Below are 16110 nucleotides of genomic sequence, written 5' to 3'. Positions count from 1 at the left end.
GATCAGCGCCGCATCGCCTACCTAAACCGAGAGGTTTCCAAGGTTAGCCTCCCCTCCTAGAACTCGATCCGCGATAGTCACTACAGCGGATGCATCATGAAACCTGACGAGCGCCTCGCCGAGGTCCTGGAGAATAGCGCGTGTTTTGATCATGAGGCATCGGAGGTGTGGGCGCAGTGCCTGTCACCCACTGAGCGGCTGGCGTATATTCGAAAGCATCGCTCTCACTTCCGGTTCGCAGATTACGATGACGTGATATCTGTTGTACGGGGTCGGCGCTTCACCGGTTGCTCATCGCAGCTCCTTCGGTGGCGTCACAGGATAAGAGCAAGGGCGTTGCAAGGCGCTTTGCTCTTTTCGGTTGCGGTGTGGCTGGGCCTCGTGTGGGTTGCGGTGTGCTTCATCCGCTGAGATCAGCAGCACGCTTTTCGCCGACGCCACGCGATCTGGTTCGCACGCGAAAGAGCATTGCGAAGCGTGATCCGCAACGCCGCAACCTGACGCAGGGTTCGGTTCAAGCATTCCTTTCCGACGAAATGTTGCGGTGCAGCTACAGCTATCCGTGCGGATGTTGTTAAGACGCGCGAGGCTCGGGGCACTCAAGACATGAGAGTAGAAATGAAGAACTTGTTGCTCGCGACTGCAAGCATTGTGGCGCTCGGCGCGATTGCGCCCGCATTCGGCGCGGATCTGGCTGCCCAGCCCGTCCAGCCTCTTTATAGCAAAGCTCCGCAGCTTGTTGAGGCTATGATCTATGACTGGAGCGGCTACTACGTCGGCTTGAACGGCGGCTTTGGCTCAAGCGCGAATTGCTGGGACTTCAATGGCGGCACACCTGAGGGCTGCCATGATGCGACCGGCGCTACTGTGGGTGGCCAGATCGGGTATCGAAGGCAGACGGGCCAGATCGTGCTTGGTGTTGAAGGCCAGGGGAACTGGGCTGGTTTGACTGGCTCGAATGACAGCGTCGCGTTTGCGGATATCAACCAGACCAAGATTGATGCGTTCGGCCTGGTAACAGGGCAGATCGGTTATGCCGTAGACAACGTATTGTTTTACGCCAAAGGTGGTGCCGCAGTGACGAGCAATACCTATCAGATTAGCTCGACCCTCACGGGCGCGCAGCTTGGGAAGAGCGACCACATTCTTTGGGGTGGTGCGCTGGGAGCTGGGATTGAGTACGGTTTCGCGCCGAGCTGGTCGGTCAGCCTCGAGTACGACCACCTATTCATGCAGCCCGGAGCGGTGCACTTCGCCGCGCCCGCAGGCGGAACCGATCGCGTCCGCCAGGATTTCGATCTTCTGACTGCCCGGCTCAATTATAAGTTCGGCGGCCCGTTTCTTCTGAAATATTGATCAGCAGTACGAACGAGGAATCGAAAGCCCCGGCCCATGGCCGGGGCTTGTTTTTGCAAGTGCAGGCTTGCTGCATCAAGCGATACCGTTATCCCAGGCGACTAGGTTGCCGCAACCCAGGCCCGAAAACCGCTCCCATATTGATGGGTGGCGGCATCCACAACCAAGCACGCTTGCGAAGATCACTGTGATCGCACGCGCGTCATCGATACGCCGAATAGTCTACCGTCATGGCCAGTCCACGTCGGATTTAGGCGATCGTGCGAACCTCTCCCGCCTCGAAAACTCGACCAACCCTCGGCGGGATACGCATCTATGCCCCCGAAGACGACGAGACGACAGGCTTGTCAGCTATTCGCGGCGACAGCATCTTCTGCACCTTGGGCTGAACGTGTCCTCGCTGTCGTGTTGCCACGCTGGTCAGATCGCTCGCTCGTGACTTCGACATAGGTCGGTACGGGGCAGCGGCGCCGAAACGTCAGATTAGACCGGGGCGAATCGCCTTGGCAAGGCAATGGGTACGGCTGTTCGTCTCTAGCTTTCGCATCGCGTTCTTCAGGTGAAAGTTCACCGTATTCTCGCTGACTCTCAGGATGACTCCGATTTCGCAGGATGATTTCCCCTCTTCCACCCAGCGGAGGCAATCCTTTTCTCGTTCGGATAGGGCCACTTTCATATGGCATTTGCCCTCCGATGAGGGCGCGATTTCTGCAAATGTATGATGGGACTGCCAAGCCAATGCGTTGAGACGACTGAGGCGATACTCAGGGTCGACATCGTCGAAGCTGGATGCAAAGGATACGACTGATAGCTGTCCAAATGGTCCGAACAGTGGTACGGTTACGCCGTGCTTCAGACCCGCCTCTTTGGCCTCGTTCAACACACGCATTTCGCCGGGTTGCAATTGATATTTGTGAGCGAGTTGATCCCATAGAAACGGCGCCGACTGCATCGTCGTACGCCGAACCACAGGATCGATGGCATTGTATCGGCGTTCAGCATAGCGCTCGCGCCACGCGGAAGGAAAGTTCACTGTCACGGCGGCTGGCAGATACTCTGGCCGGCGGGTCGGCTCCGCGTCCGTCAGCGCTCCGTAAGCGACTTGACTGAAGCCCTGTTCGCTTGAGCAGCTCACAAGCAGATCGAACAACACCTCGGGAGATCGACTGTTTTGCGCATTCGATGAAGCAAAATAGGTCCATTTGGTGCCTCCCGCCACCGACTTAGGCAATCCGGTGCTGCGTCTTTTGAGTGGATCGATTTGGGCAGGGCCCTGCCCACTTCAGCCTCCTCTTGCTTCGAAGTGCTCGACCGAACGCGACAGTCATACTTCTCGTCATGAGCTGCAATCGAGTTGGCTGAGATTGGGTAGCTGCTCGATAGATAACATTGTGCATGCGCCTCTTCCGGAGGAGGCGGACCTGAAGCGTCCAGAAAATGTCGTCCCAGCTGAGGCGGCAGGAGCACTGCCGCAAACCAGGAGTGCTGGAGAACTGGGCGCCACGTTCACTGCTACAATTCGGACATTCGTCGCAAGAGACACAACCTTGTTGGTGCTAGCTGAAGAATGTATGTCGCATCGGCAAGTACGCGAACGATCGTTTACGCCTTGGATCAGCCTCCGCGCCTCTGCTCCGGGGGCCAGCCGAGCTAGTGTAGACCCGGCGCCCGCGTCATAGGGCACAGAGGCAATTAGACGCAGAAATGGCATGCATCCGCTGCGATACCCGTTTGCGGTCGCGCCGTACCGAACGGAAAGCCGGAGATTCCCGGTTGCGCGGTCGCCTATTGCCAAGCGCTCGTGTTCAAAAGCACCCGGACACGTTTGGGTAAGCGAATCATCCGAATACGGCAATGGCCTGCGGCTTAAATGAGATCCAACCGACCGCACACATGGGCGTTGTGCTCACGCACATTGACAGACAGAAGCCGTACGCATGGTTGCGATAGCGCCCCCAAGCGTCGCTCTTATCGGCCTCCTCACACCATCAATACTGCCCTTGAAATCACCCGTCTCTGCTCTCATCCTGGTAAGCAGCGTCGCTCACGGAGTGTTCGCAGGCGGCTTGCAGCGCCTGATGCATGTCCGCAATGAGATCACTCGGCCTCTCGATGCCGGCGTGAATACGAATCAACGGTCCATCAAATGAAACCTTAGCTTCCGTTCGTGGAGGATCATCGACAGGCAGCACAAGGCTTTCGTACCCACCCCACGACAATCCGATTCCAAAAAGGCGCAGTTTCTGGAAGAAAACCGAAAGCTGGGCCTTGGGCATAGCCTTCAGAACGACGCCGAACAGGCCACTTGCACCCAAGAAATCCCGCTTCCAAATATTGTGGCCGGGATCGTTTGGGAGCGCAGGGTGTAGAACCTGGCCCACTGCCGGGTGGTCTTCCAGGCTTTGAGCCAGCTTGATGCCATTTTCGCAATGCTGCCTCATGCGAACGGCAAGTGTGCGCAGTCCACGAAGAGCTAAATAGATGTCATCTGGCCCAGCAATCTCCCCGAAATGATGAGCGCTTGGCTGCAGGAGCGGCCACGCTTCCTTGTTAGCGGTAGCAATGCCCAGAAGGGCGTCGGAATGACCAACGATATACTTTGTCGCGGCATGGATCGAAATGTCGACGCCATGGAGAAAGGGTTTGAAATAGAGCGGCGTGGCCCAAGTGTTGTCCATGAGCACGAGCGCACCCGAATGGTGCGCGATCGCGCACAGCGCGGGAAGATCCTGTACCTCAAACGTCAGTGACCCCGGGGACTCCAGGTACACAGCTCGCGTTTTTGTTCCAATCTTCGCGAGTAAATCCGAAGGTTGTGTGGGATGGAAGTACTCCACTTTGACCTTAAATCTAGTTAGAACCTCGTTCGCGAATATCCTGACCGGTTCATAGACGTTATCGCAGATCAAAACATGATCCCCGGCCTTCAGGATCCCGAGAAGCGCGTGGGAGCACGCAGAGAGCCCCGAAGGGAACAAGATCGAACGATACCCGCCTTCCAGTTCACAAATGGCAGCCTCGAGAGCGCGAGACAGCGGTGAGCCGAATCGTCCGTAGTTCGTCACTGGATTCTGCTTGCGCCTATCCCACTCTTCGAGGGTTTCCGAAACGATCGTGGAACCCCGATAGACAGGAACATTGACCATCCCGGCGTGTTCAGCCGGCGCGCGACCGAGATGAGACAATTGCGTGTTGGGCTCTGGCAAGCCTTTATCCGAAGGGATCCGATCCATACCTCTCCTATCTGGGATCGCGCCGCTTAATGCGCAGCGAATGCCCACAACGTGCAACTCATCTCCGGCGCGCCCACTCGAGAACTCTGCGTCGACGCCCTCTTCGTCATCATATCCCAACGTTAGAGCAGCTCTCCTCCCGCATCGAAAGCGCGGTCAACCGCACAGTGAGACCGTGCCGGACCGTGCTCCTGAAAGTCGGTGGTCAGCTTCATGCAGATCTACAGTGGGTCCATCACTACAGCAAAGGTTGGGCCAGACGCGCGGGGTGCGGGCTGCAGGCGGATTAACCAGGCTGATCGAATGACTCGGCACCAGGCGCATTTCTTGTCGGACAAAAGACGCTGCATGTGGGCTCCTCGCCAAATCGGTTAAATCGGGACGATCTTGATGTGGGTTGACAATTGCACTTGTTATGAACTCGCGCGTTGGCGTTGTTTTTTCCTTGGCCGGATCGCGCCGCTTGGCCGCATCGGCGTGGTAGGTCGAGGGGGCGCATCGGCAGGACCTTGCAGATCGGCTCGCCTCCATGCGCCCACGATGATCATCAAGAGGCGATCATGGCTTGCACCGGCGGTCGAGCTCCGCCATCGCAAAATAGGCGCTTGCGTTGCGTAGGATCTCGTTGGCCTGCCGGAGCTCGCGGTTCTCCCGTCAGGGCCTTCAGCTTCTCGGCCATCTCAGTCGGAACGCCGGTCCGCTGCCCGCTCTCGATCTCGGCCTTCTTGACCCAGTCACGAAGCGTTTGCGGTGTGCCGCCGATCTTTGCCGCAACCGATCTCACCGCCGCCCGGCGCGAAGGATGCTCGCCGGAGAGATCCAGAACCATCCGAACCGCTCGGGTCCGGACCTCGGGTGACAACTTGTCCGTCGTCTTGCTCGTCATGGCTCCATCCTCTCAGGAGTTGGGAGCCTCCGACAAACCCGGGGCGGTTCAAACCGATACCTGACTGAATCTAGAGCTGGACCTTAACACCACTTGAATCGTACCTAGCGTCAAGTTGTACTAACTACCGGTTCGATTCTCCGAACCCGAGACACATTCCGGCCTCAAGGTGCAGGCGCGGGACATTGAGGATCTGCGAGGCGTGCTTGAGATGATGGTGGCAGCTCTTATTGTCCTTTCGATTGTCGCCGCCGGTGGGGCTGGCTACGGCGTCCGTACTCGGCGCTTTCGCATCCGACGAGAGCGCGCGCGGCTGCATATGGCTACGGCCCACTCCGCAGAGAGTTGCAGCAGTCATCCGCCGTCGCGCAACTCGCTCGAGCAACCCGCCTGCTGGCAACCAGAACCAGATCTTGCGGACCAGAAGCGCTCGACAATAGCCCGCGAGGGCTAAACAATTCACACGGGCTCACCTCTCACCTGCAGAATTCGCTGCCGGCGCCCTCGGCAAGGTGCAGCTGATGCGCGAGTTCTTACGTTGTGCTGCGGCGTGTCGCGGCTGCAGAACTACGACAGATGCTTTGTCTGGCGGGGACGTCCGAACGGAGCGGCGTGCCGCAGGCAGCACGCGTTTCGAGGCGCTAAGTTCAAAACAATTTGAAACGCAAGTGAGTCAGATGATACCGCGAAGAAGAACCCCAATCCCAGATCGTATGATGGCTGGAGCCACGCGTGGCTCGTCGATTATGCGCGGTGCAAGGCTTGTTCGCCGATCCTTGCGCTGTACGATCATCGATCCGCTTTCGGAGGCCTTAACATTCGGGCTCATCAGCCTCATAGTGTTAATGATCGTGGCAAACCCCGTTTTTCAGAAAACAGGTGATCAGGATTGGAGCCAGGGCGACGATCCCACACCCTGTCTGCCGGAATGTCGCACGGGTCTGACCAGCGCTTGCGCGACCTACAGCTCGATTTCGGTGAAGGAGCTTCCGGACGTCCTAGTCAAGGCGACATTGGCAAGCGGGGATCGCCGCTTCTATAGCCATTTCGGCATTGACCTTACCGCGATCGCGCTCTCATTGCATGCCGCCCCGGGCACAAAGGCCGTGCGCTCGTCCATTACCCAGCAGGTTGCGAGAATTCTATTCCCCTCAGATCAACCAAATTTGGAGGTCAGGATACAGGAGGCGCTTGTCGCAATTTGGCTCGAATGGCGGCTCAGCAAGGATGAAATCCTGAAGATCTACCTAAACCGTGTGCAGATCGGAGGCGGCATCTTCGGCGTCAGTAAAGCTGCGCAGAGTTATTTCCAGAAGCAGGTTCAGGATATCGAACTTGGCGAAGCAGCCTTGCTTGCCGGCCTGATAAATGCGCCACTAGATCTACCTTCGCATGTTGCTCTTCCGAATGCGCGTGAGCGTGCAAACCTGATTCTGGACACCCTCCTCGAGACCGGGCTCATCACCAATGATCAGCTGTTCGCGGCAAAGCAACACCCGGCACGCCTGACCTTCATGGATCAGGACGCATCGCCGAATTGAAGCGATCGAGGTGAGCGTGATCTCGCGGAAGATGATTGCCACTGCAGCCAACGAATGGAGGATAGCACAGCTGATTGACTGGCTATGAAGCCTGCTCCGCGTTGACGGCTGCGGCCAGCATTGCCTCGCCCATCACATTGTTCCCCTGTGCCTTTAGGGCATAGCCGGCGCCGACAATATCTCGGACCTCCTTGTTCTGGCTGAGCTTCGACTTGCCTATGAGGCGTGTGACCTCGATCTCGACGCCGACGATCATCTTGAGCATCGCGTCGATGTAGTCCTTGGGGCTGTCGGTCATCTTCCAAGGATCGGCCTGTTTCGCCTCATGAATGCGCGTCAGGCGCGCGACCATGCCGCGGACATAACGCTCATCATCGCGGATCGTGACACGTCCGTACACATGCGTAACCATGTAGTTCTAGGACGGGACCTGCTTCTTGGAGTCGACCTTGCTCGGATACCAGTTTGGCGCGATGTAGGCATCCGCGGCGCGGAAAACGATCAGAACCTCATCGCCCGTGGCGAGATCCTGACAAAAAGGGTTCGCACGAGCGACATGCGAATGAAGCACGCCCTGCTGACCTTTGTGCGCATGCAGCTCGAAGGGAATATGATTCGCGTCAAGCCCACTCTTCCCGTTGGTAAAGAGGATGCCGAGCGGATTTTTTTCAATGAGATGGCGAAGTACCTCGGCGCGAGCCTCAACGAAGTGCGGAGGGACGTACATGATAACTCCTTTGGTATTGTGGGACGCCGTGCACCATAGGGTCGCGCAGAATCCGGTTTGGTTCAGACCTCGGTCATCTCGAATTCACTTTTGCCAGCACGACAGTCGGGGCAGATCCAATCTGCGGGCACGTCCTCCCAGCGGGCGCCGGGCGGAATGCCCTCTTCAGGCCATCCGTCTCGCTCGTTGTAAATGAGCCCGCACAACGCACACATCGAGGTCTTGTAGAGAGGCGCGTCGGACGCGATCTCGGTGTTCACGTGAGCACTTTCGTTGCTCATGACAGCTTCCATATTCGTCGGGCAGAGTTCATGAGGGCGATTTAGGGCGAGTCTGGCCTATCCAACTTATAGCTGCATTTTTGCTGGTGCGATCGCGATGGGATAGATCAGGCCGGGGTAGATGTTGCCGGTGTAGCTGACGAGCGAGAGGCTGATCAGCGGAACGAAGCCGCCGAGTATGCCAGTGCCGATGGGATACGGAAGCGACAGCGAGGTATATCGCAGCCGCGCCGGAAAGAGCTCGACGAAAAACGCGGCATTCGCCCATACACCAGCACCACTACCAAGACGAGTTGCGCCAGGATTAGCGGGGTGACGGCCACGTAGTTGTGCGCAGCCGTGGCGCTTGCAACGCCCATGTAGATGGGAATGTAGAGCGCGGCGGCGAGCAGAAGTCCGGTGACGATCAGCGGACGATGTCCGATGCGGTCTGACAAGACCCCGCTCACGACACCAGGGGCGTACCGATGGCTAGGGCAATGGCGACGCAGACATTCGCCGTCAGGAAATCCACCTTGAGAACGCTCTGCAGGAAATACAGCGCGTAGAATTGCCCGGTGTACCACACGCATCCCAGACCCGCCGTCGCGCCGAAGAGAGCATACAGCGCATAACCAAATCCTTGTCTCGTGCCGAAACTTTCGCGAACCGGCGCGCGCGAGACCTTGCCGGCCTGGCGCATCTGCTCGAAAACCGGCGACTCGCTCAGCTTGAGACGAAGATTCATCGAAAACACGACGAGAAGTGCGGACAGCAAGAACGGGATACGCCACCCCCAAGCACGGAAACCTTCCTCCCCGAGCGTTAGCCGACACGCCAGCACGACCAGAATTGCAACGAAGATGCCATCGCTTGGTAAGAAGAAGTGCCTCGATGGACCTTCAGAAATTCTCGATCAGAAAATCAAAGATCTGCCTGCAGGCCCCTATAAAATCAGCTAAAGGCGGTGATGGCGCATATTGATGCCGCCATCAAGCACTACAAGCGAGGACAATCCGAGCCAGACCAAACACTATTCACCGATGTTGTCTTTCGCTGCAATCAAGCTTTTGAGGGTTAAGGAAGCTTACCGAGTGCTCGCTGGCAAGGACCGTCGCGTATCGCGCCCCACAAAATCGAGGAGTTTCTCGGTGAGGCTGATCTACTTCGAAAGAAAGTGTTGGATCAATTTACGCGTTACCGGACCGAATGGCGCAACCCATTCCACGCACGACTACGCTCTCGATTTCGACGAGGACGAAGGCCTGATGGCAATCGTATCTGTCACGGTCTTCGCCATCGTTCTTTGCGATCAGATCGACGGGAAACTTCCTTTTGACACTGCGGCGGACCCACGAGCGCCTGCCGCCACCCCGACGACCCGGCAGGCACACCGCTGCTTGACTTAGTTACGAGCGCCCCTCTCAGATTTGCTCAAGGACATACAGATGACCCTTTGGTTTCTCGCGATCAATTGAGACCGCATTATCTTCGTACGGTGGGCACTATTGCGGGCTATCTCGTCAGTGCGCTGCGCGGCGTGCCAGGTGTTAGGGTCAAACAGAGCCAACTGTTCTCTGACAGAGAGGCTGATATCGTCGTCGAGCGATCAACGGGAGTGAGCTCTACGGAGAAGGTAATCGTTGAGTTGAAGGTTTCCTCCTCAGGGAAGTCCCTTCCGAGGCGCTTCCTTCGACGTAGCGCGGTCGAAAAAGCCGCTTACTTCTTGCACCTGCCCGACGTGACGGGAGCCGTCGTATTTCTATATTCCGGCAGCAATAAAACGTATGAGATTGCCGATACAACGGAGGCGCCGATAGAGAAGATGCGAATAGTCGGCGCGGCTTCGGATACAAAGTTAGTGAGCCCAAGAGATTAGAAGTGCACCGTCTGTTTGGCATGGGCCTCGGGCTTCTCGTTGGCATAAATGCGGTGCTCTTCACGGCTATGATTTTCTCGGAATGCCGGCTCACAGCCGCGATTGCCGGCGAGCGGTCCGCCGAGACGCCGGAATGCAGGGAGATAACGGCTCGGATCATCGAGCGGGAAACACGCATTTCGATCACTTCTCGGCCTCCGGCGGCAGTGTCTTTTTCAAGAAGCCGGACAGGGTCTTAATCTGCGATCCAAAGTTTGTGAACGCGAGCGGCTTCCCGTCAAATGATTGGTTTGCCCTCGCCGCGACGGCAGGAAGCGCGGTCACGGGTGTCGATCCGAAAAAACTGCAGGCGGCGGCTCATCGATGCCAGAATCGGGTGTCAGGCGTTCACCAGAGACGGCGGAGGCGTGGTCGTGGATGTGGCAATACCGCTGCGAAAGCATTGAACTGGTTCAACGCAGGTCCCAGCACACCGCCGCGTTGTTGCCCGCGAAATAGCCAGAGCCTGCCCGAATTGGTTAACGGGTTGTTAATCGGGGTTCGGCAGGCTTACCATCAGCGCTGCCGATCAGCCCCCCAGCCACAGGTAGCGCAAAGCGATGGCCGGCGGCAGCGATGCCCGCCGGCCATTGTCGTGACCTAGCCCTTTCAGCAGCCGAAGGCCATCCTTGCCGCAGCAACCGACGGTACCCACTGTCAGCGACCCATTTCGCGCGCTCAAGATGGCTTTCGAACGCGGGCCGAGCGCGCGCTGGCTCACGTTCCGGGTCAATGCGCAAGATGATCCGCGATACCTCGCGCCAGTCAGCGCCTTCCGCATCGGCATCAAGCATGCGGAGATAGGTGATGCGGTGCTGTTCATCATAGAAACATGTGCTTCCTTCCGATCATTGGTTGCAGCGCCGGGACCATTCTCGGTCTTTGTGTCGCCCGGGTGGGCGCCGGCACGGGACTAAGGCCGTTGCGAAAGGTGGCTGATTTATTTCCCGCGCGATCCGGGTTGACGTGATCGGTATGCGCGCCGGCGTACCCAATTCGGCCCGCGGTAGGGCTGGTCATCCGGCGTTCTTGTGAAGCGCGCCGGGCGAGTACCGAGGCAGCGCCGCTGAGACATTCGATGCAGCCCGCGGCCGCTTCCAAGCCGCTAGGGAAGTTGCCAGGATAGCCAAATCGCCCCCGCGTTCGGGGTCCGCACCTACCGCAGCGCGGGGCCGTAGGACTGCCGGCACTCGACAGCCCGGTCATGTTGCACACCGGTTATTGATCCGGCCAGCCCAACATGCAGGCTTGGGATGGGCCGGCGCCGACGCCAAACACGCGCCCAGCTGGGACCGCGGCGCCTGCGCGCCGTAACGGAAGTTCAATGCCAATGTGGAGCATCTCTCGGCGGATCGCGGCCGCCACCTGAGCCGATAAAACAAGGCGGGCCCGGTATTCCTAGGAACCCGGGCCCACAACCTCAGCAACGTCATGGCGGCGCCGTTCGGCTGCGTGTTGGGTTCTAAGCGCCCTTGTCTCAAACCGCCTTGAGCAAGGTCAAAGAGTGCCCTTCTGGCAGTCGGGCTGGTCATCGGTCGACTTGATGCTATCGGCTACAAGCGGATGCAATTCAACCTGATGGACCAGGCGAGCATAGCTTCGCCTAACAGTGGGCACGAACCAAGCAGATGCGTCCTCCCATGCCGCAAAACAACAACCATGAACCATTTAGAAAAGATTGCCGGCTGTTCCCGATCGTTAAGTGATCGTAAACCATGCGATGGCAACAAACCGCATGGAAACCGAACTCCCGCCTGAAACGATACTGCGAGACATCCGTCGGCAAGAAAAGCGCAGGTCGCTTTTTAAGCACTATCACCGGCAATTTCTCGATCGTCTTCGTGACCGCGATTGGGTGTCTTCGTTAAAGCTTCCCGACAGCCCCGGAACGACGCTCGCTCTTTTACGAAACGGATGGATGGAGCGACGCTCAACGGGCAAAGGCGTCGAATATCGTATGACCGAAGCCGGTCTGTTGGAGCTTAGCCGGCCGCGATAACTCAAAGGCGCAGTGGAGGCAACGCAGTGTCAACAGCCATGGAAATGATCGTCGGCGGCTATGTGAAGGTGCGGGACCGACGAGCCTTGACGGACCTGCTCGCGCATCGGCGCAAGATGCTGGGCGAACTACACGCTGTCTGCGGCATCGATCCCGCGAACGCTGTTCAGGCCGTCCAAGACGAAATAACAACTATCGAAGCCGGCCTAGAAGAACTCAAGCCGCCGCCCGGCTCGCTCCCCGTAAACGAGTGGAGCTAGGGCGTGCGCGTTAACAAGATCAATTGGGAGAAGATCGGCCGCATGACAGAGCCCGGCCGTTACAAATGCTTCTTCGGCTATCTAACCGTTACGTCAGACGACATCGAAGTGTGGACGCGCTATCCCGACGCGACGTTCACTTTGATTGTGGGGCCAACGACTGAGCAATCGGTGGGCGAAGATTACCGTTTAGGCGCGTTCGACATCGGCGATCCACAACAGTAGGCGGTTCGCCGTCGGCGATGCCTATCAGGCTGCCGCTTGCGCCGACCTCGCCAAGGCGCTAGGCCCGGATCTAGACCGCCTCGCCGGTACATCGCTGGACAAGGGCGGCGAACTTGATGCACTCGCGGCGATGCCAGCAGACGACCGGGCTTCGCTGATCCGATGGGCGGCCGCCGGCGAGATTGCCGCCTTTGCGGTCCAGCTGGCCGGTTGGTTCAGCGAGCGCGCACTCCGTGGAGAAAGACGGCGCCGGATACCCCATCGACGCCGCTGATCGTCATGGTTGCAATGCTAAGTGAAGCCTCGCCAATCAGTTGGGGCAACATGGTTCGGGCATTTCGCGATACTGTCATGGCACTCACTTTTCTTGTAGTCGCGGGCAGCAACATTTTGTGGGATTTCATGAATAGCTACCTCGCCTGCGGCCTTGCACTGACCGCTTCAATCACGGCCGGCTTTTGCGTCGAGCGCGACTTCATCAGGCGGCCCAATCGCGAGATGGCCCGCCTCCACCGCGAGCATTCGGCAGAAGGACCAATAGGCCGGCGCGGCTGGGAGTAAGGCCAGCTCGGCTTACGAAATACGGCTCTTGTGATTGAGACGCTGCATTCCCGATCGCGGCGAGATCAGCCCTGAGCTATTCCGGGCCGCTTATCGCATGGGTCTTGAGGGGCTGGTATCCAAGCATCGCGATCGGCCTCGCCGTGGCGGCCGGCAGAAGCACTGGATCAAGGTGAAGAACCGCAGCCACCCGGCGACGGGACGGGAGCTATAGATCGGCAGCACGGCTGTTCCAGAATTAACCTGATCTCGCTGCATCAAGCTTAATTCTGCAACTCGATTGCAGCATCGCTGCGAAGCGTTACCTTCTGAGCGCCGGACATTGCCCGTCTGGCTCCACCCAAGGCGAAGTCGTCGCACCACCATATTCGACGCGGCGCTTCGTTTGATTGCAGGCGGTTTCGTTTGGAAAAGCAGCCGGACCACGAACCGCTTGATCTCGTCGAGATGCGTCGGCAACTCACCGTACTGCGTTCGCAACATTCCGAAAATCTTGGAATAGCGTCGCTGTTGAACCGCTTCCTCGTGAAGATCGCGTTTCTGTCAGAGCCGAGGGACGTCGCGCACGTCCAACATCTGCGGTCTGAGTTCGCACGAACGCTACAAAAGGTTGAAGCGATCGCCTCGCGGTCCCCATCTGCGAAGCCATCAGGCGCCGTCAAGCAGCCCAAGTAACACTAACCACAGACGTCCTTGCGCCTGCCGCCGGCGGCGCCGATGCTGGATGCAGTCGCGAAGTCGTCCTCGTCTCGCGTACCGGCGGCTTCGCGGCTAGGGGTCGCCGCCACAAGCGGCGGCCCCGCCCATGATCAGATCTAGGGAGCGCGCCGCACCGCTCGGGGTACAAACGGCAGTCTCGGAGAAAACGACTTGGCGATCGCGAGAACCGCGGCTTCGTCGGTTTCGAGTGCGATCTTCTGGGCGAGCATCACATCGCCAACTGCCAACGCCCGTTCGGGGAGAAAGCACCATCCCACCTTAGGCTCCAATTTTTCATCCAGCTCCAAAACATTGCTCATGGTGCACTGATGAATTCGGTATCGACGGCCGGTAAGAGAACCAGTGACTTCAAAAAAGCCATTGACATCAAATTGCGCGCGCTGTTCTGGAGATAACCATTCCCGCAAAAGACGGCGTGCACGCGCTTCCGGGCCATTTTGCTCGTTGAAGCTCCGATAGAGCGCGCGCAGGGCGCGCAAACGCGCGCCCTGCGCGACGTTGCGTCCGAACAAAAACATCTTCGGTGCTACGACGGTTCTAACCGCCGACTAAGTGCGGATAGAACAGCGTTTCCTTCGCTGTTGGATCAAATGTCCGTATCAGCTTGAGATCGCCGGCCGGGGTCCGAGTGGCAGCGGTAAATCCCCGGCCGGTAAACATCTTGAAGCGCCGCTCGGCCTCGGCGAGCCCCTTGGGGTCGTCTTCCTCAAAAAAATGTCTGCTGTCGCCTGTGCTGTCCATTACGATCTGGGTAGCCATGGAAGAGAACTCCGCAACGCCTAGCCTCTGATGAAGAACAAACCTCGCTGCGATCAATAGTGTTCCTGGTCTCGGCAAATTTCATTGTGCCTTCTTGTTAGTCAGCGGTCGTCTACGAACATTCTATCGTCGCGACGCTACCCGCGCCAAGGGGCTAGGTTCTTGGACTATGTTTCAACACGTCGCGCACCAATCGTCAGGAAATGGAACGAGCAGCCACGGCCCGTCCTCAATGTTATCGTTTGCAGCTACGGGTCTGCCGGTCGCGAGGGGCTCGGCTGCGAACTCTTCGACCTCAGCGGTACTCGCCGCGTTACGCTCGGCGCAGCTTAAATCGCTTTGCATGAATAAAACTTCCCACCGGGGCACGATCGAATTTGCAGCGTCTTCGAAAAATATGGATCAAAAAGTTCGGCACGCGACAAAATATCAGGCCCCCTTGGCAAGCGATAGGAGCGCGGACCTGTCCTTTTGCATCCTAGTCGAGCGCGCCATCACGCGTTGCAGTGCAGCCAACAGCCATCTCTCATTCTTTGAGCGCCGTCGCTCCATCAAACTTTGCGGGCGGCGATCATGGCCTGTGAGGGCGGCTCAACGGGGTTCTTGCGCCGCGCGCCGTACCTCCCTGCCGCGCAGCGCACGGCCGAAGCAATCGCTGCTAACCCGGAGAAGTTTGACCGCGCTATCGCGGCGGAAATCGGCGTCAGTCACCCAACCGTAGCGATAGCCCGTCGATCAACTGGAAAGCAGTTACCAGTTGAAAAACGAACCGGCCGCCACTGCAAGCAACGGAAGGCGCCGACCATGTCAGCTGCGCAGGTTGAGGCATTCTCGGTCGATGAACTCGACGCCCGCGGCCGTGCTGTCGTTGCCTATACTGCAGCGAAGCTTCAAGCGCGGCTTGCGAAGGCGAAGGCCCACGACGAACTGATCTGCGCCGCCTACCGCGCGCAAGGCGATGCGCTTAATATCGAGGCGCAGGCAAAGCGTCGGCTTGCCGACGAATACGACGCAGCGCAAGCGCGGGGTGAAGTTGCGCGTCTTGGAGATAATCTGCCTAGAGTTACCACCCGGAACGCTAGCAAGCCGACAGCGGCCGACGTTGGTATCTCCCGCCAAGAATTCCACGAGGCGCGCCAGATCAGGGACGCGGAAAAGCGCCACCGCGGCGCGCCGCTAGGCCGCATTAAACGGGGAAAACCACCGCGGGAGAATTCCTCGCGCCAATCACGAGTGTAATGTCCGTCGGTGCAAAACCCGGCCGCCTCCGGAGTGTTGCAGGGGAGCTGCTATTGGCAATCATTTTGATCCTGGCTCTCGCCGGCGCGATCGTCCTTCTAGCGATCCGCATCGTCATCGGCTGGATTTCCCCGACCGCCGGTAAACAGTTCTCCCCGGCGATCGACATAGCCGGGACGTTCTTCCTGAAACTGATCGTCGTGGTTGCCGCGGTCGCGATCTTGGCCGTCGTCGGCTTCGCGCTGATGACCTCCACCAAGTACAGCAAGCGAACCACGACATCGATATCAGACGCCACTTCGGGATAGAACGTCGCCTGACGATTACCTAGGGTCTGTTGGGATTCATCTGGAGTTTATCGCGGCCGCGGCCAGATAGATCATTGAAGTGAAGCTCTGGTCGGTCTTGTCGGCGCGCATTGCGATG

Annotated in this window: 15 protein-coding genes, 3 pseudogenes and 1 other annotated feature; of the genes and pseudogenes, 8 read left to right on the top strand and 10 right to left on the bottom strand. The window is 58.4% G+C overall.

What is annotated here, in order from left to right; genetic code table 11:
• Positions 1-618 precede the first annotated feature (618 nt).
• A complete protein-coding gene (locus IVA74_RS03830; RefSeq protein WP_247340009.1) occupies positions 619-1356 on the top strand; it encodes an outer membrane beta-barrel protein in 738 nt (245 codons plus the stop codon).
• Positions 1357-1834: 478 nt separating this feature from the next.
• Here the strand turns inward: IVA74_RS03830 and IVA74_RS03825 are convergent, their stop codons facing one another.
• The 3 genes and pseudogenes from IVA74_RS03825 to IVA74_RS03815 form a co-directional block, all read right to left on the bottom strand.
• Positions 1835-2575: a LuxR family transcriptional regulator gene (locus tag IVA74_RS03825; protein WP_247340007.1), complete on the bottom strand. Its 741-nt coding sequence runs from the start codon at positions 2573-2575 to the stop codon at positions 1835-1837.
• Positions 2576-3362: 787 nt separating this feature from the next.
• Positions 3363-4709 carry a cystathionine beta-lyase gene (metC, locus tag IVA74_RS03820; protein ID WP_346730918.1) on the bottom strand — a complete coding sequence of 449 codons (1347 nt, stop codon included), beginning with the start codon at positions 4707-4709 and terminating at the stop codon, positions 3363-3365.
• Between the two features lie 369 nt (positions 4710-5078).
• Positions 5079-5193 (bottom strand) — a sequence feature (AL1L pseudoknot).
• A pseudogene (locus IVA74_RS03815) lies at positions 5140-5475 on the bottom strand (transposase); the annotation flags it as partial. Its footprint overlaps the feature before it by 54 nt.
• A gap of 716 nt (positions 5476-6191) precedes the next feature.
• On the opposite strand from IVA74_RS03815, the gene IVA74_RS03810 reads away from it, so the two are divergent.
• Positions 6192-7016: a transglycosylase domain-containing protein gene (locus IVA74_RS03810; RefSeq protein WP_247340006.1), complete on the top strand. Its 825-nt coding sequence runs from the start codon at positions 6192-6194 to the stop codon at positions 7014-7016.
• Between the two features lie 82 nt (positions 7017-7098).
• Here the strand turns inward: IVA74_RS03810 and IVA74_RS03805 are convergent.
• The 4 genes and pseudogenes from IVA74_RS03805 to IVA74_RS03790 form a co-directional block, all read right to left on the bottom strand.
• Positions 7099-7743, bottom strand: a pseudogene (locus IVA74_RS03805) (FMN-binding negative transcriptional regulator).
• Between the two features lie 62 nt (positions 7744-7805).
• Positions 7806-7958: a rubredoxin gene (locus tag IVA74_RS03800; RefSeq protein WP_247340050.1), complete on the bottom strand. Its 153-nt coding sequence runs from the start codon at positions 7956-7958 to the stop codon at positions 7806-7808.
• A 221-nt stretch (positions 7959-8179) separates the two neighbouring features.
• The gene (locus IVA74_RS03795) at positions 8180-8461 is read right to left on the bottom strand and encodes a hypothetical protein (protein ID WP_247340001.1); all 282 of its coding nucleotides are present in this window, start codon (positions 8459-8461) and stop codon (positions 8180-8182) included.
• An 8-nt stretch (positions 8462-8469) separates the two neighbouring features.
• Entirely contained in the window at positions 8470-8781 is a 312-nt protein-coding gene (locus tag IVA74_RS03790) for a hypothetical protein (RefSeq protein WP_247340059.1), read from the bottom strand.
• A gap of 373 nt (positions 8782-9154) precedes the next feature.
• On the opposite strand from IVA74_RS03790, the gene IVA74_RS03785 reads away from it, so the two are divergent.
• Positions 9155-9412 (top strand): hypothetical protein, encoded by a 258-nt coding sequence (locus IVA74_RS03785; protein ID WP_247339999.1) that lies wholly within the window; start codon positions 9155-9157, stop codon positions 9410-9412.
• A 1135-nt stretch (positions 9413-10547) separates the two neighbouring features.
• Here IVA74_RS03785 and IVA74_RS03780 read toward each other — a convergent pair.
• Positions 10548-10748, bottom strand: a pseudogene (locus tag IVA74_RS03780) (DUF2285 domain-containing protein); the annotation flags it as partial.
• Between the two features lie 1198 nt (positions 10749-11946).
• Here IVA74_RS03780 and IVA74_RS03775 point away from each other — a divergent pair.
• The 3 genes from IVA74_RS03775 (at position 11947) to IVA74_RS03765 (ending at position 12966) form a co-directional block, all read left to right on the top strand.
• On the top strand, positions 11947-12180 hold the full coding sequence (locus tag IVA74_RS03775; protein ID WP_247339998.1) for a hypothetical protein: 234 nt from the start codon (positions 11947-11949) through the stop codon (positions 12178-12180).
• A gap of 3 nt (positions 12181-12183) precedes the next feature.
• Positions 12184-12405, top strand: a complete 222-nt coding sequence (locus IVA74_RS03770) for a hypothetical protein (RefSeq protein ID WP_247339997.1) — start codon at positions 12184-12186, stop codon at positions 12403-12405.
• A 351-nt stretch (positions 12406-12756) separates the two neighbouring features.
• Positions 12757-12966: a hypothetical protein gene (locus tag IVA74_RS03765; protein WP_247339996.1), complete on the top strand. Its 210-nt coding sequence runs from the start codon at positions 12757-12759 to the stop codon at positions 12964-12966.
• 815 nt (positions 12967-13781) lie between these two features.
• Here the strand turns inward: IVA74_RS03765 and IVA74_RS03760 are convergent.
• Positions 13782-14204, bottom strand: coding sequence for a hypothetical protein (locus IVA74_RS03760; protein ID WP_247339995.1), 423 nt, complete (start codon positions 14202-14204; stop codon positions 13782-13784).
• Positions 14205-14223: 19 nt separating this feature from the next.
• Complete coding sequence (locus IVA74_RS03755) at positions 14224-14445, bottom strand: hypothetical protein (RefSeq protein WP_247339994.1); 222 nt, start codon at positions 14443-14445, stop codon at positions 14224-14226.
• A 573-nt stretch (positions 14446-15018) separates the two neighbouring features.
• On the opposite strand from IVA74_RS03755, the gene IVA74_RS03750 reads away from it, so the two are divergent.
• Positions 15019-15684, top strand: a complete 666-nt coding sequence (locus IVA74_RS03750) for a hypothetical protein (protein WP_247339993.1) — start codon at positions 15019-15021, stop codon at positions 15682-15684.
• A 53-nt stretch (positions 15685-15737) separates the two neighbouring features.
• Positions 15738-15992, top strand: coding sequence for a hypothetical protein (locus IVA74_RS03745; protein WP_247339991.1), 255 nt, complete (start codon positions 15738-15740; stop codon positions 15990-15992).
• The last annotated feature ends 118 nt before the right edge of the window (positions 15993-16110 follow it).

Origin of the sequence: Bradyrhizobium sp. 132 (assembly GCF_023074185.1) — a bacterium.
Taxonomy (GTDB): domain Bacteria; phylum Pseudomonadota; class Alphaproteobacteria; order Rhizobiales; family Xanthobacteraceae; genus Bradyrhizobium.
This window is presented reverse-complemented; position numbering and strand designations above follow the sequence as displayed.